Here is a 13,340-nt window from a genome sequence, read left to right on the forward strand (position 1 = left end):
CCCGCCCCCACCGCCGCGCCCAGCAAGGGATTCAGGAACAACATGCCGATCAACGCGCCCCAAAAGCCACCGCCGATGGCGCCGGCCTGGGTCAGCGGATAAATCTGGTTCAACTTGACCTTGCCATTCGCGTCCTTGACGGCGACCACCGCGTCTTCCAGGTCGATCAGGTAATCCCGCTGCATCTTGAGCAGCTTCATGCGGACCTCTTCCGCCTGGAACGGGTTGTCGTAACCGATCACGATGAGTTCGCTCATATAACCTCCTGATTTCCGACAAAAGTAAGAGCGGTTCGAGTATAGCCCTCCGGTTGTGGGCGGTTCAGTCGCGCCATGACTTACCTAATTCGGTGGATGCGGGGGAAGCTTCCCGAGCGATTTAAATCATGTAGACTCGGATCAAACCCAGCCGGGCCACCACGCCCACAAGGACCAAAAGCCATGAGAAAACAATCGACCGCTCTCCTTTTCATGCTCTGCGCCATGCTGGCGGGAGGCCAAGCCAGCGCCGAGGATATGAGCCTGGGACGACGTTACCAAAGCCCCCTAGCGGTTTTGGCCGACCTGATTTTGCTCCGGCCCTTCGGTATCGCCATGACCGCCGCTGGCATTGGCCTGATGGCGGGCACGGCACCGTTCATCGCGATAGCCTCCATCGCGCCGCCCCATGACGCCTTCGAACGGGCGGGCAACGCGCTGGTGGTCGGTCCCGCCGCCTTCACCTTCATGCGCCCGCTGGGGGAATACACCTATCAGCCGACCGGGGCTTACCCCATTCGCCCGTAATCTGGGGCATTTTCTAGGTGGGAGCGGGCTTTAGCCCGCGACTGCCACCCCGAGTCGTGGGCTAAAGCCCACTCCCACAATCCAGTCGGAGGGATGTTATCCGTTCTGCTCAAGGCATGTCCTCAAACGGAATATCCAGCAAGCGATAGGCTTTCCAATCCTTGTAATTGAAATGCCACCACTCGTTCTTCGAGACCTCGAACCCCTCCGCCTCCATCGCCCACCGCAGTAAACCCCGCGTCCGCCGCGCCTCCGCCGTGCCGCCCGTGTAATCGGGAGATGCCCGCTCGGAAAATTCATCGAAGCCGCTGGGCATAACGACTTCCCGCCCGGTTTTCAGATCGTATAGGCCAAGATCGACCGCGCAGCCCCGGTTGTGCTTGGAGCCGGTGGCCGGGTCGGCGACGAAGCCTTCCTTCCGCTCGGACTCGCTAGCGGATTCCCACAGCGCATTCGTGACCGACCACGGGCGGTAGGCGTCGTAAATCAAAACGCCATAGCCTTGGGCACGCAAAGCCCGATGGGCGCGAACGGCGGCCTCGGCGGCGGGCCGTTGCAGGAAGGCGCGGGGCTGGGTGTAGAGCGGGTGGCCGGTGAAGTTGTTGGCGGTGGCGTAGCGGATGTCGAGGTGGATGCTGGGGTCGAGTTTGACCAGTTCCACCAAGTCAGCCTCACGGAATTGCCCCGGCTCTTTGGGCGGGACGGCCCGGCAGGCGGAAAGAAAGAGTAACGGCAATAAGATGAAAAGGCGCAGGAATGGCGGCATGGGGAATTCCTCGGGGAAAAGCAGGAATTTTAGCTGCCTGTGGGAGCGGGCTTCAGCCCGCGACTGGCGGCGGGAATCATCGCGGGCTGAAGCCCGCTCCCACAGCGCGATAACCAGTGTGGGATAATTCCCCCATTTTCACACCTTCAATCGACGGACTCCGATGAACCAACCACGCAAAATCCTAGTCACCAGCGCCCTCCCCTACGCCAACGGTCCCATCCATTTGGGCCATCTGGTGGAGTACATTCAGACGGACATCTGGGTGCGGTTTCAGAAAATGCGCGGCCACGACTGCCACTATGTCTGTGCCGACGACACCCACGGCACGCCCATCATGTTGCGGGCGGAGAAGGAAGGCATCACCCCCGAGGCGCTCATCGCCCGCGTGAAAAGCGAACACGAGCGGGATTTCCAAGGGTTTCATGTCGAGTTCGATCATTATTATTCCACCCATTCCCCGGAAACCCGCCAGTTCGCCGAAACCATTTATGGTCGGCTGAAAGATAACGGGTTGATTGAATCCCGTTCCATCGAGCAATATTTTGACCCGGTCAAGGAAATGTTTTTGCCGGATCGCTTTATTAAAGGCGAATGCCCCCGCTGTCATGCCAAGGATCAATATGGCGATTCCTGCGAAGCCTGCGGCGCGACCTATTCCCCCACCGATTTGATTAACCCTTATTCCGCCGTGTCCGGGGCCGCGCCGGTGCGGAAGGAATCGGTGCATTATTTCTTCAAGCTGGGGAAGTGCGAGGAGTTTCTTAAAACCTGGACCCGCGCCGGTCATTTGCAGGAAGAAGCCGCCAATAAAATGGCCGAATGGTTTGAAGCCGGTTTGGCCGATTGGGATATTTCCCGGGATGCGCCTTATTTCGGCTTTGAGATTCCCGATGCGCCGGGTAAGTTCTTTTATGTTTGGCTGGATGCGCCCATTGGCTATATGGGCAGTTTCTCCAAGTTGTGCGAGCGCTTGGGGCTGAATTTCGAGGATTATTGGAAGAAGGATTCGGAGGCCGAGCTTTACCATTTCATCGGCAAAGATATTCTGTACTTCCACGCGCTGTTCTGGCCCGCGATGCTGGAACATTCCGATTTCCGCACGCCCACCAACATCTTCGCTCATGGCTTCCTGACGGTGAATGGCGAGAAGATGTCGAAGTCTCGCGGGACATTCATCACCGCCGAAAGCTATTTGCAGCAGGGCTTGAACCCGGAGTGGTTGCGGTATTACTACGCCTGCAAGCTGAATAATGGCATGGGGGATATTGACCTTAATCTGGAAGACTTTGCACTCCGGGTTAATTCGGATTTAGTGGGGAAATATGTAAATATTGCGAGCCGTTGTGCTGGCTTTCTTTCCAAGAATTTCAACAACACAATAGGCACAACAGATATTGAAAAAATACAAGAAATTGGCTTTTGGTTTGGAAATGAGGTTCTGTCAGAGGAAGAAATTAGAGCGTTGGGATGGAAAAGGACATCAGCAACATTTCCGGGGGAAAGCACTCGAACCGGCTTCCTTGCAGCAGAAATTGCAATATGTTACGAAGATCGAGATTACTCAAGAGCGACACGCTACATAATGATTCTTGCTGACATAGCAAACGAATATATAAACAATAAAAGCCCATGGAAGCTTTCCGGCGAAGAGCAGCATATCGTTTGTAGCACTGCAATCAATATGTTCTATGTTCTGACAATATATTTGAAACCTTTGCTTCCGAAGCTGGCATCGGATGTTGAGGCTTTTCTTAACGTCGGAGAACTGAACTGGGAAAGTCTAAAGTCCCTGCTTCCAGAAAACCACCAAATAAACCCTTACAAACACCTCCTAACCCGCGTAGACCCCAAACAAATCGAGAGCCTCGTGGAAGCCAACAAGCAAAACCTGCAAGCCGCCGCCCAACCGGAACCAGAATCCCATTCCCAACAGCGCCACGCCGAGCATCAGCAGCACGCTATCCAGCCCATCGCCGACACCATTTCCATCGACGATTTCGCCAAAATCGACCTGCGCATCGCCCGCATCGTCAAAGCCGAGCATGTCGAGAAAGCCGAAAAGCTGTTGAAGCTGACGTTGGATATTGGCGAAGAACAACCGCGCACCGTGTTCGCCGGGATCAAATCGGCCTACGACCCGGCCCAACTGGATGGCAAGCTGACGGTGATGGTCGCCAACCTCGCGCCGCGCAAAATGAAATTCGGCCTGTCGGAAGGCATGGTCTTAGCCGCCAGCGACGAGCGCGGCGGGCCGTTCGTGCTGTTCCCCGACGCAGGGGCGCAGCCGGGAATGCGGGTGAAATAAGCCTGTAGGTCAGGCTTCAGCCTGACCCAATTACTCCCGCTTAATTCGAGGTCGGGCTAAAGCCCGACCTACCTTGAACCTTTATCCTTTCACCCCGGAGTCCCCCATGTCCTCGCCAGATTCCTCCGAATCCAACCTCCTCCGACTCTCCATCGCCGGAATGCGCTGCGCCGGTTGCGTGTCCGCCGTGGAAACCGCCCTCCGCGAGATACCCGGCGTGGAAGCGGCGGACGTCAATTTCGCCGACCACTCCGCCTTGGTGCGCGGCGAGGTCGATCCGGCGGTGCTGCGCAAAGCGGTGCAGGAGGCCGGGTTCGACGCGGCAGTCATGGAAGGACTGGACGACCCGTCCGAGCAAGAGAGCTTGGAAACGGAGCGCTATAACGCCCTGATCCGCAAATCGGCGGCGGCGGCGGCGTTGGGTGTGCCGCTGATGATCGGCGCCCATTTCGGCGGGTTGCCGACCTTCGGTGCGCCCGGTACCGGCGGGATTTGGTTCCTCATTTCGCTGCTGACCCTGGCGACCATGTGGTACTCCGGCGGGCACTTCTACAAGGGCGCCCTGAAAAGCTGGGAACACCGACAGGCCAATATGGACACGCTCATCGCCCTAGGCACGGGCGCGGCTTGGTTCTATTCCACCGTGGCGATTGTGGCGGGCGACGCGCTGCCGATGTTGACCCACGACGCTTATTTCGAGGCGGCGGCGATCATCCTGGCCTTCATCAACCTGGGCGGGGCGCTGGAAATGCGGGCGCGGGGCCGGACCTCGGCGGCGATCCGCGCCTTGATCGGCCTGCAACCCCGCACCGCCCGCGTGGTGCGCGACGGCCAGGAAATCGACATCCCCATCGCCGACGTGGGCCTGAACGAAACCTTGCGGGTGCGGCCCGGCGAGAAAATCCCGGTGGATGGCGTGGTGGTCGAGGGCCATTCCAGCGTGGACGAATCCATGCTGACCGGCGAACCCATGCCGGTGGAAAAGACCGAAGGCGACGAAGTGGTGTGCGGCACGCTCAACCAGTCGGGCAGCTTCCTGTTCCAAGCCACCCGCATTGGCCGCGACACCGTGCTGGCCCAGATCATCGCCAGCGTCCGCCAAGCCCAGGCCAGCAAGCCGGAAATCGCCCGGCTGGTGGACAAGGTGTCCGCCGTGTTCGTGCCGGTGGTGGTGGCGATTGCCCTGTTCACTTTCCTCATGTGGTGGATCAAGGGTCCGGCGCCCTCCTTCGGCTACGCCTTCGTCACCGCCATGACCGTGCTGGTCATCGCCTGCCCCTGTGCGCTGGGATTGGCGACGCCGATTTCCATTATGGTGGCGGTGGGACGGGCGGCGACGGGCGGCATCCTCATCCGCAACGGCGACGCCCTGCAAAGCGCGGGCAAGTTGACGGCGGTCATCCTCGACAAAACCGGCACCGTGACCGAGGGCAAGCCCAAGCTGGCGGCCATCGTAGCGGGCGAAGGCTGGGACGAGGCGGACGTGTTGCGCTGGGCGGCCAGCCTGGAGGCGGGTTCCGAGCATCCGCTGGCGGCGGCGGTCTTGGCCGGGGCGACTGAAAAGAACCTCGACCTGTTGCCGGTGACGGGCTTCGCGGCGGTCACGGGGCACGGCGTGTCGGGCTTGATCGAGGACCGCGCCGCGCTGCTGGGCAATCCGGCCCTGATGACGCAAAACCATGTGGACTACAGCGCGTTCGCCAAGCGGCTGGAAGAACTCGCCAGTCAAGGCCACACCCCGGTGGTGCTGGCGGTCAACCGGACGGCGGTGGGCCTGCTGTCGGTGGCCGATCCCATCAAGGCTGATTCGGAGGCGGCGGTGGCCCGGCTGCGGGAATTGGGCGTGCGGGTGTTGATGGTGACGGGCGACAACGAACTGACCGCAAGGGCCATCGCCAGCGAAGCAGGGATCAGCGATGTCCGCGCCCAAGTGCTGCCCCAGGACAAGGCCAAGGTGGTCAAGCAGCTACAGGAGCAAGGCGAAGTGGTGGGGATGGTGGGCGATGGCATCAACGACGCGCCCGCGCTGGCTCAATCCAATGTGGGCTTCGCCATCGGCACCGGCACCGACATCGCCATCGAGAGCGGCGACGTGGTCATCATGGGTGGCTCTTTAGCCAAGGTGGCCGACGCCATCACCCTGTCCCGCGCCACAGTGAAGAACATCCAGCAAAACCTGCTGGGCGCCTTCATTTACAACGTGCTGGCGATTCCAGTGGCGGCGGGCCTCTTGTATCCGGTGTTCGGAATCCTGCTCAACCCGATGATCGCGGGCGCGGCCATGGCGATGTCGTCGGTGACGGTGGTGACGAATGCCAACCGGCTGCGGTTTATCGACAAATAGCCGCCGGTGAGACCGACTCGGTTTTTAAAACCGAGTCGGTCTAATAATCACCACGAGGCGGGCAATTTCCGATTCAGCCGCAGGGCATTGTCCTCGACGATGATGTACTCGCCCCGGATCAAGTCCCGCATGATCCGGCTGACCATCTCGCGGGAACAGCCCAGCATGTTCGCCAACTTCTGATGGCTGGGCTTGCCCTCGATCACCCAACCGCCATCGGCGGTGGTGGTGGCCATTTCGTTCAAGGTCTTGACTAGCCGGCCGTAGACATCCTCCAAGGCCAAGCCCCGGATGCTTTCGTTGGAATGACGCATCCGCCGGGCCAGATTGCGGATGACGGACAGGGCCACTTCCGGGTGCTTTTCCAGCCACGCGCTGAACGCGCTGCATGGAATCAGGAAGCACACCGTGGGTTCCAAAGTCATCACCGAGGCCGAGCGCGGCTCGCCGTCCAGCAGCGAAAGCTCGCCGAAGAACGACCCGCTTTCCTGGACGGACAGCGTGACAGTGCGCCCGGAATCGTTGCTCAGGTAAACCCGCACCTTGCCGCTCATGATGAAGAACACCGAGCCGGCGTCGTCGCCCTCGTTGATGAGGACGGTATTCTTCCGGTAGGTCTTCTCCGTGGCGGAAGCGGCGAGTTCCAGCAGGGCTTCTTCTGGTATCCCGGACAGGTAATGGATTTTTTTCAATCCCTCCAAGGCATGATTCGCGGTCATGAGATAGTCCCCGTTGTCATAATATTCAGATAGGGTATGGAATGGTTTATCCATGCGTTTTGTTCTGAGAAACAGGATATGTTTATCGGCATGACAAGTTCAGTGACTTAATGGCGACTGGGTTGTAAAAAATTTCCCGGTTGTCCGGGGAAATCGGGAATGCTAACAAAAAGTTACGGCGATGGGCATAAGTTATGCGGCGACACGCCCCAAAGACAAATAATCCGTTGCGGCAACGCACAACCCGGTGAATGTGTCGCCCTCACCGGCAAGGGCAAACGCCTGGGATACCCAGGCACCCAAGCATATCCTGGGATTGACGCATTAGTCAGGGCGTCCCGACTTACCAGGCCCATTACCACAGATTTAGCACATGACGTGGCCGATCCTGTCGATGTTGAGTAGCCCCGGCAAACAATATGGAATATTTGGAACTTTTCCTCGCATGTAGAGAAAACTACGGCTTTGCCAAACCACCACAAATTGCATATTCTCCGCCCATGATGAACCCAGCCGTCGAACCCATCGCCATCCTACACAACAAAGTGCCCCACCGGATTCGCTTTGCGGTGCCCTTGATCCGAAATAAACAGACCCTGGCCGAACTGCTTAAGCAAAACCTGCTCAAGCACGCCAAGGCCAAAGGCATCTACCACGCCGAGCCGAACATCGTCACCGGCACCTTGCTGGTGAAGTACCACCCGGCCTTCCATGGCGAAGCGGACGTTGTGGCGCTGGTGCGAAGCACCATCCAACAGATTGCCGAGGGGAAAATCGAGATTTCCCAAAAGCACAAAAACCCCCGGGTCAGCCGCATGACCCCCAAGACGTATTTCACGCGAGAACTGGTGGTCAGCACCATCGCCAATGTCATCGCCGGGGTTGTGGTCGCGGCCATCGCCGCCCGCTGAAGCCCGCCCTCCCGCCTCGGAAATTCCGCGCCATGCACCTTTCCGCCCTGCCCTGGCTAAGCCTGCTGATTTTCCTGCCCCTGGCCGCCGCCGGGGTTTTGGCTTTCATACCGAACACCCAGACAGCCCGCCGCTTCGCCTTGGCCGCGTCCGGCCTGGAGCTGGGGCTGACGCTGGGCCTGCTGGCGGGCTTCAACTTCGCTTCGGACAAGCTGCAATGGATCGAGCGGGCGCCGTGGATTCCCAGCCTCAAGGTGGATTATCTGGTGGGCGTGGATGGACTTTCGGTGCCGTTCCTACCAATGACGGCGCTGCTTACCGGCGCGGTCATCGTGGCGACTTGGACCTCGGTGCAGACTCAGGTCCGGCTGTATCTGGCCCTGCTGCTGCTGCTGGAAAGCGCCACCCTGGGCGTGTTCTGCGCCCTGGATCTGGCCTTGTTCTTCCTGTTCTGGGAACTGACCCTGATCCCGATCTTCTTCCTGATTGGGCTGTGGGGCATCGGCCCGGATCGCCGCCACGCCGCCATCAAGTACACCCTGTTCATGCTGGCGGGCGGCGTGCCGCTGCTGTTCGGCATCATGCTGCTGGCCTTCGGCCATGCGGAGCAAATGTCCCTGCCGATTCCACGGGGGCTGTGCTTCGACTACCTCGTGCTGCTGCGGGTACCGACGGCGGAGGAATTACGCACGCCGATATTCCTGCTGCTGCTGCTGGGTTTCGCGGTCAAGGCACCGCTGTTTCCCTTCCACACCTGGCTGCCCACCGTGGCGATGGAAGGTCCGGCGGGCCTGACGGCCTTGCTCACTGGCCTGAAGTTGGGGCTTTACGGAATCCTGCGCTTCGCCCTGCCCTTGGTGCCCGAGGCGGCGCGGGAGTTCGCCTGGCTGCTGGGCCTCTTGGGCGCGGTGGGCGCGGTGTACGGCGCCTTGATCGCGCTGCGGCAAACCAACCTGCGCCGGTTGCTGGCCTATTCGAGCATCAGCCATGTGGGCATCGTCCTGATTGGCATCGCCGCCATGAATCCGCAAGGGGTGCAGGGCGCCTTGTTCCAACTGGTCAATTTCGGGATTGTCTCGGGCGGGCTGTTCCTGCTGGCGGGGTTCCTGCAACACCGCCTGGGTTCCACGGACCTCGCCAATCTGGGCGGCGCGGCGCGGCCCATGCCCTTGCTGACCTCGTTTATATTCATTTTGGGGCTGGCGTCCATCGGCGTGCCCGGCACCAGTGGCTTCGCCGCCGAACACCTCATCCTCATTGGCGCGTTCCAGGCCCATCCCGGCACCGGCTGCGCTGTCCTCGCCGCCGCCATTCTGGGCGCGGCCTATTTCCTGGGCTTTTTCCAGCGGGGCTTTCTCGGCCCAGTACGGCTGGACGCGGTCGAAAAAAGCCTGGACCTGCGCCCCCGCGAATTGGCCCTGGCGGCGTTGCTGGCGGGCTTGGCCGTGCTGGGTGGATTGGCGCCGCGCCTCGTCACCGACAGCCAGCAGGCGGCGGTCGCGACCTGGCTGGTCCACGTCACGGACAGCCGGGCGGAGTCGGCCTACGTGGAAAACTCCCCACGGCAACAGCGTGGGAGTGGGCTTTAGCCCGCGATGCGGAGTATAGCCATCGCGGGCCAAAGCCCGCCCCCATGGGATGACGGTTGATATACTTGTGGCCGTCACTCGCCGATTCGCCAGAATCACCCAAGGACTATCGCCATGAGACCATTTGAACGATTACTGCTGGAAAACAAAGCCTGGGCGGAAGAGAAGATCGCCCGCGAGCCGGAATATTTCAAACACCTCGCCAAGGAGCAGACGCCGGAATTCCTGTGGATCGGCTGCTCCGACAGCCGCGTCCCGGCGGAACTGGTCATCAACGCCGAACCCGGCGAAATCTTCGTCCACCGCAACATCGCCAACCAGGTCATCACCACCGACTTCAACAGCCTGAGCGTCGTGCAGTTCGCCGTGGCCGTGCTGAAGGTCAAGCACATCATCGTCTGCGGCCACTACAACTGCGGCGGCGTCAAGGCGGCCCTCGACAAGCAGCGCTCCGACCTAACCCTGGTGAACAAATGGCTGATGCACATTAAGGACGTCTACCGATTCCATCAGGACGACATCGAGACCTTGCCGACCCGCGAGGCCCAAATCGACCGGCTGGTGGAGCTCAACATCATCGAACAGGTATACCGACTGGCCCATACCTCCATCGTCCAATCGGCCTGGAAAAAGGAACGGCGCCCGTCCCTACACGGCTGGGTATATGGACTCAACGACGGCATCATCAAGGAACTCATCACCCTGACCCCCGACCATCGGCTGGATTCCATCTACCAGTACACCGACCCGGATTAAAAGCGCAGACCGACTCGGTTTTGAAAACCGAGTCGGTCTTTTCCCATCGCCACACATACCCGTCCGAATTCATTTTTTCTCCATAGTTGGCTCACATTTCACGACGAAGCTATGCCCCGTCGAGAGACATTACGAATCAACCACCCCTTTAGGAGAAATGCCATGACCGCACGCAAAACCATAATCACCGCGCTATTTTTCGCCCTGTCGTCCACGGCGGTCCTGGCGAAAGGTGGCCACGGCGGTCATCCGCCGCTGCCCGCCAGCTACGACGCAGACGGCGACGGCACTATCACCGAGGCGGAAATTGAGACCGCCCGCACCGCCGAATTCACCAGCATCGACACGGACAAGAACGGCTACGCCAGCATCACGGAAGCCCAGGCGTGGTTCGATAGCAAGCAAACCGAGCAATTCACCGCCCTGGACGCCGACAAGAACGGCGCCATCAGCCAGGCAGAACTCGTTGGCGCCAAGACCGGCAAACAACTCCGCGCCGCGAAGACCGCTTTCAAGCTGGCCGACACCAACGCCGATAGCGCCCTGTCCCTGGCGGAATTCAAGGCGACCCTCAAGCCCATCAATGGCGAGGTCATCCGCCTGTTCGCCAATCTGGACACCGACGAGGACGAGCAGATTTCCCAGGCAGAATATCTCGCCGTGCCCACACCCCCGGCTTTTGGCGAGGGCGGACCAGGTGCCCGAGGTCGTGGTCATGGCCGGGGCCATGGCGGCGGTTTCTAATTACGCCGCCTGATACGGCGCCTGGTTTGAATGGCACCGATACCGGGGGTTCCGGTATCGGTGTTTTCGTTTAATCCACCATGAAACTCTCCATATTCGCCAAGCTTTTCCTCGCCATATTCCTGAGTATGCTGGTCACACTCGGGGCCATGACGGCGTCCATCCAATGGGTTTTCCGGCAGGGGTTTGGCGAGTATCTGAGAAAAGTTGAAGAAACCCGCCTGGAAAAACTGGCGGCGCTACTCGAAGAAGACTATGGCGAACAGGGAAGTTGGGATTATTTGCGCGGCAATCAAGAGTATTGGCTTACCCTGCTGCGACAGAGCATCGGCCAGACGGAAACGCCCGCCAGAGAAGCGCCGGAGCCAGAACATGATCATGAGCCGCCCCGTCCGCCACCCCCCCGGTTTTTTGGGGATGAACCCAGCTTTTTCATACCGCCGCACGGCCACCATCGGCCCGGCCCACACCGTGGTGATCTGTTCCGAAACGGACATGTCCGGGTGTTGGATACCAACCGGCAACAAATTATTGGTCCCCCCTTCGAAATCCAGGCCGACGCCAAAGAAACCCTTCGTCCCATTACCCAGGCTGGCAAGCCTGTAGGCTGGCTGGGTTTTGTGCCTCATAAGTCCCCGTTGAATAGGCTCGAATCGGTATTTATCCAGCAACAAGGCCAAGCCAGCTACGCCATCTTAGGTTTAGTCCTGATTATCGCGTTTCTGGTTGCGCTGGTTTTGGCCCGGCAATTTCTTTTGCCTGTGCGCAGGCTGGCGAGCGGAGCAAAATCGCTGGCGACGGGGAATTACGATACTCAGGTGGCTATTTCAAGCCGGGATGAATTAGGCGAGTTAGGCCGGGATTTCAACTTATTGGCCCGCACCCTAAAACGTAACGAGGAAAGCCGTAGGCAATGGGTGGCGGATACTTCCCACGAACTCCGCACCCCCCTGGCGGTACTCCGCTCCGAAGTGGAAGCCTTGCAGGATGGCATCCGTGAAGCGACGCCGGACAGGCTGCGCTCCATTCATGCCGAAGTCTTAGGGATGGGCAAACTGGTGGACGATTTATACCAGCTTTCCCTGTATGACTTAGGCGCTTTGAACTACCGCATGGAACCCTTGGACATCATCGAATTGGCGGAGGAAGCCGTGCAAGGCTTTAAAACCCGCTTCGACGGCAAGAATATTCGGCTAAGCTTGCGGTGCGGTATTTCTAATTTAGTTATTTCAGGAGACTCGGGGCGGCTGCGACAATTGCTTATGAATCTCCTGGAAAATAGCCTTCGTTATACGGATGGCGGCGGAACCTGCCTAATGGACATCGAAAAATCCCTCACCTCAGCCATCATTAATATTCAGGATTCCGCGCCCGGCGTAACAAATGAATCTTTGGGCCAATTATTCGACCGATTTTACCGCGCCGATAAATCCCGCAGCCGGGAATCAGGTGGTTCTGGGCTGGGCCTTTCCATTTGCAAAAATATCGTGGAAGCACACGGCGGAAATATCCGCGCTAGCCACGCCGAGTTAGGCGGCGTGTGGTTGAGAATAGAACTACCACTGCTGCCGTCATAATCAGAGGTTCACGCCATGATCAGCCATCATTACAAAAAGAAAATACTGATGGTCGAAGACGAGCGAAAACTCGCTGAGGTATTGATGGAATATCTCGTACAAGCGGGATTCGACACCCATTGGCTGGGCGATGGCCTGTCGGTCTCTTCCTGGGTCATGGAGAACGATCCCGAGCTGATCTTGTTGGACTTGATGCTGCCGGGCCGGGATGGCATGGATATTTGTCGGGATGTCCGCAAGTTCTCGAATATCCCCATTATTATGGTGACGGCGCGGGTGGAGGAAATCGACCGGCTGCTCGGGCTGGAATTGGGGGCCGATGATTATATCTGCAAGCCCTATAGTCCACGGGAAGTCGTGGCGCGAGTGCGGGCGCTGTTTAGGCGGATCGAGTTATTGAGCGCGGAGAAAAGGCCGGACGAGTCTTTTGTGGTGGATAACGAGCGGTTGTGCGTTGGGTATCAGGGAAAAATTCTGGATTTAACCCCGGTGGAATTCAGGCTGCTCAGCACACTCTTGGAGAAACCCGGTCGTGTGTTTTCCCGCGACCAGTTATTAAACCGGCTTTATGAGGATAACCGTATCGTGACCGACCGCACCGTGGATAGCCACATCAAGAATATCCGGCGGAAAATCGCGGCGATTCTACCGGATCGCGAGGTGATTCAGTCGGTGTATGGGGTGGGGTATAAGTTTGAAGAATAGATATGTACCCAATGCCATAAAATGGTATTTTAGCTAAATTGATTAGCCATCGTCCGGCCATAGAAACCACTTCAGCCAATGATCTACGAAAAGTTCAACACTATCACCGATGACCGTATTATCGCCTCCTTGATAG

The 13,340-nt window shown here is 58.9% G+C and carries 12 protein-coding genes; 9 read left to right on the forward strand and 3 right to left on the reverse strand.

Annotation, left to right across the window (positions count from 1 at the left end):
• Nucleotides 1–257 (reverse strand): DUF1269 domain-containing protein (locus ACXWUF_RS09070; RefSeq protein ID WP_458494348.1); only part of this gene is annotated, 257 nt, incomplete at its 3' end.
• 183 nt (nt 258–440) lie between these two features.
• Here ACXWUF_RS09070 and ACXWUF_RS09075 point away from each other — a divergent pair.
• Entirely contained in the window at nt 441–785 is a 345-nt protein-coding gene (locus ACXWUF_RS09075; RefSeq protein ID WP_458494349.1) for a hypothetical protein, read from the forward strand.
• A gap of 109 nt (nt 786–894) precedes the next feature.
• On the opposite strand, the gene ACXWUF_RS09080 is transcribed toward ACXWUF_RS09075, so the two are convergent.
• Nucleotides 895–1,551 (reverse strand): M15 family metallopeptidase, encoded by a 657-nt coding sequence (locus ACXWUF_RS09080; RefSeq protein WP_458494350.1) that lies wholly within the window; start codon nt 1,549–1,551, stop codon nt 895–897.
• 163 nt (nt 1,552–1,714) lie between these two features.
• On the opposite strand from ACXWUF_RS09080, the gene metG reads away from it, so the two are divergent.
• Nucleotides 1,715–3,859 carry a methionine--tRNA ligase gene (metG, locus tag ACXWUF_RS09085; RefSeq protein ID WP_458494351.1) on the forward strand — a complete coding sequence of 715 codons (2,145 nt, stop codon included), beginning with the start codon at nt 1,715–1,717 and terminating at the stop codon, nt 3,857–3,859.
• Between the two features lie 106 nt (nt 3,860–3,965).
• Nucleotides 3,966–6,203, forward strand: a complete 2,238-nt coding sequence (locus tag ACXWUF_RS09090; protein ID WP_458494352.1) for a heavy metal translocating P-type ATPase — start codon at nt 3,966–3,968, stop codon at nt 6,201–6,203.
• A 47-nt stretch (nt 6,204–6,250) separates the two neighbouring features.
• On the opposite strand, the gene ACXWUF_RS09095 is transcribed toward ACXWUF_RS09090, so the two are convergent.
• Complete coding sequence (locus tag ACXWUF_RS09095; RefSeq protein ID WP_458494353.1) at nt 6,251–6,922, reverse strand: Crp/Fnr family transcriptional regulator; 672 nt, start codon at nt 6,920–6,922, stop codon at nt 6,251–6,253.
• A 500-nt stretch (nt 6,923–7,422) separates the two neighbouring features.
• Here ACXWUF_RS09095 and ACXWUF_RS09100 point away from each other — a divergent pair, with 500 nt between their 5' ends.
• The 6 genes from ACXWUF_RS09100 to ACXWUF_RS09125 all read left to right on the forward strand — a co-directional run bounded on the left by ACXWUF_RS09100 (nt 7,423) and on the right by ACXWUF_RS09125 (nt 13,204).
• On the forward strand, nt 7,423–7,833 hold the full coding sequence (locus ACXWUF_RS09100; RefSeq protein ID WP_458494354.1) for an HMA2 domain-containing protein: 411 nt from the start codon (nt 7,423–7,425) through the stop codon (nt 7,831–7,833).
• A gap of 32 nt (nt 7,834–7,865) precedes the next feature.
• Nucleotides 7,866–9,422, forward strand: coding sequence for a complex I subunit 4 family protein (locus ACXWUF_RS09105; RefSeq protein WP_458494355.1), 1,557 nt, complete (start codon nt 7,866–7,868; stop codon nt 9,420–9,422).
• Nucleotides 9,423–9,536: 114 nt separating this feature from the next.
• A complete protein-coding gene (gene can, locus ACXWUF_RS09110; RefSeq protein ID WP_458494356.1) occupies nt 9,537–10,178 on the forward strand; it encodes a carbonate dehydratase in 642 nt (213 codons plus the stop codon).
• Between the two features lie 162 nt (nt 10,179–10,340).
• Nucleotides 10,341–10,922, forward strand: a complete 582-nt coding sequence (locus ACXWUF_RS09115) for an EF-hand domain-containing protein (protein WP_458494357.1) — start codon at nt 10,341–10,343, stop codon at nt 10,920–10,922.
• Between the two features lie 80 nt (nt 10,923–11,002).
• A complete protein-coding gene (locus tag ACXWUF_RS09120; RefSeq protein ID WP_458503274.1) occupies nt 11,003–12,499 on the forward strand; it encodes an ATP-binding protein in 1,497 nt (498 codons plus the stop codon).
• A 15-nt stretch (nt 12,500–12,514) separates the two neighbouring features.
• Entirely contained in the window at nt 12,515–13,204 is a 690-nt protein-coding gene (locus ACXWUF_RS09125) for a response regulator (RefSeq protein ID WP_458494360.1), read from the forward strand.
• Nucleotides 13,205–13,340: the final 136 nt, after the last annotated feature.

The sequence above is a fragment of the Methylomagnum sp. genome, assembly GCF_054333355.1.

What these genes read in the sequence shown, in the direction of transcription:
- ACXWUF_RS09095 (WP_458494353.1), bottom strand. Translation starts at nt 6,922, where the DNA reads ATGACCGCGAATCATGCCTTGGAGGGATTGAAAAAAATCCATTACCTG.
- ACXWUF_RS09100 (WP_458494354.1), top strand. Translation starts at nt 7,423, where the DNA reads ATGATGAACCCAGCCGTCGAACCCATCGCCATCCTACACAACAAAGTG.
- ACXWUF_RS09120 (WP_458503274.1), top strand. Translation starts at nt 11,003, where the DNA reads ATGAAACTCTCCATATTCGCCAAGCTTTTCCTCGCCATATTCCTGAGT.
- ACXWUF_RS09115 (WP_458494357.1), top strand. Translation starts at nt 10,341, where the DNA reads ATGACCGCACGCAAAACCATAATCACCGCGCTATTTTTCGCCCTGTCG.
- ACXWUF_RS09080 (WP_458494350.1), bottom strand. Translation starts at nt 1,551, where the DNA reads ATGCCGCCATTCCTGCGCCTTTTCATCTTATTGCCGTTACTCTTTCTT.
- ACXWUF_RS09075 (WP_458494349.1), top strand. Translation starts at nt 441, where the DNA reads ATGAGAAAACAATCGACCGCTCTCCTTTTCATGCTCTGCGCCATGCTG.
- ACXWUF_RS09125 (WP_458494360.1), top strand. Translation starts at nt 12,515, where the DNA reads ATGATCAGCCATCATTACAAAAAGAAAATACTGATGGTCGAAGACGAG.
- ACXWUF_RS09090 (WP_458494352.1), top strand. Translation starts at nt 3,966, where the DNA reads ATGTCCTCGCCAGATTCCTCCGAATCCAACCTCCTCCGACTCTCCATC.
- can (WP_458494356.1), top strand. Translation starts at nt 9,537, where the DNA reads ATGAGACCATTTGAACGATTACTGCTGGAAAACAAAGCCTGGGCGGAA.
- ACXWUF_RS09105 (WP_458494355.1), top strand. Translation starts at nt 7,866, where the DNA reads ATGCACCTTTCCGCCCTGCCCTGGCTAAGCCTGCTGATTTTCCTGCCC.
- metG (WP_458494351.1), top strand. Translation starts at nt 1,715, where the DNA reads ATGAACCAACCACGCAAAATCCTAGTCACCAGCGCCCTCCCCTACGCC.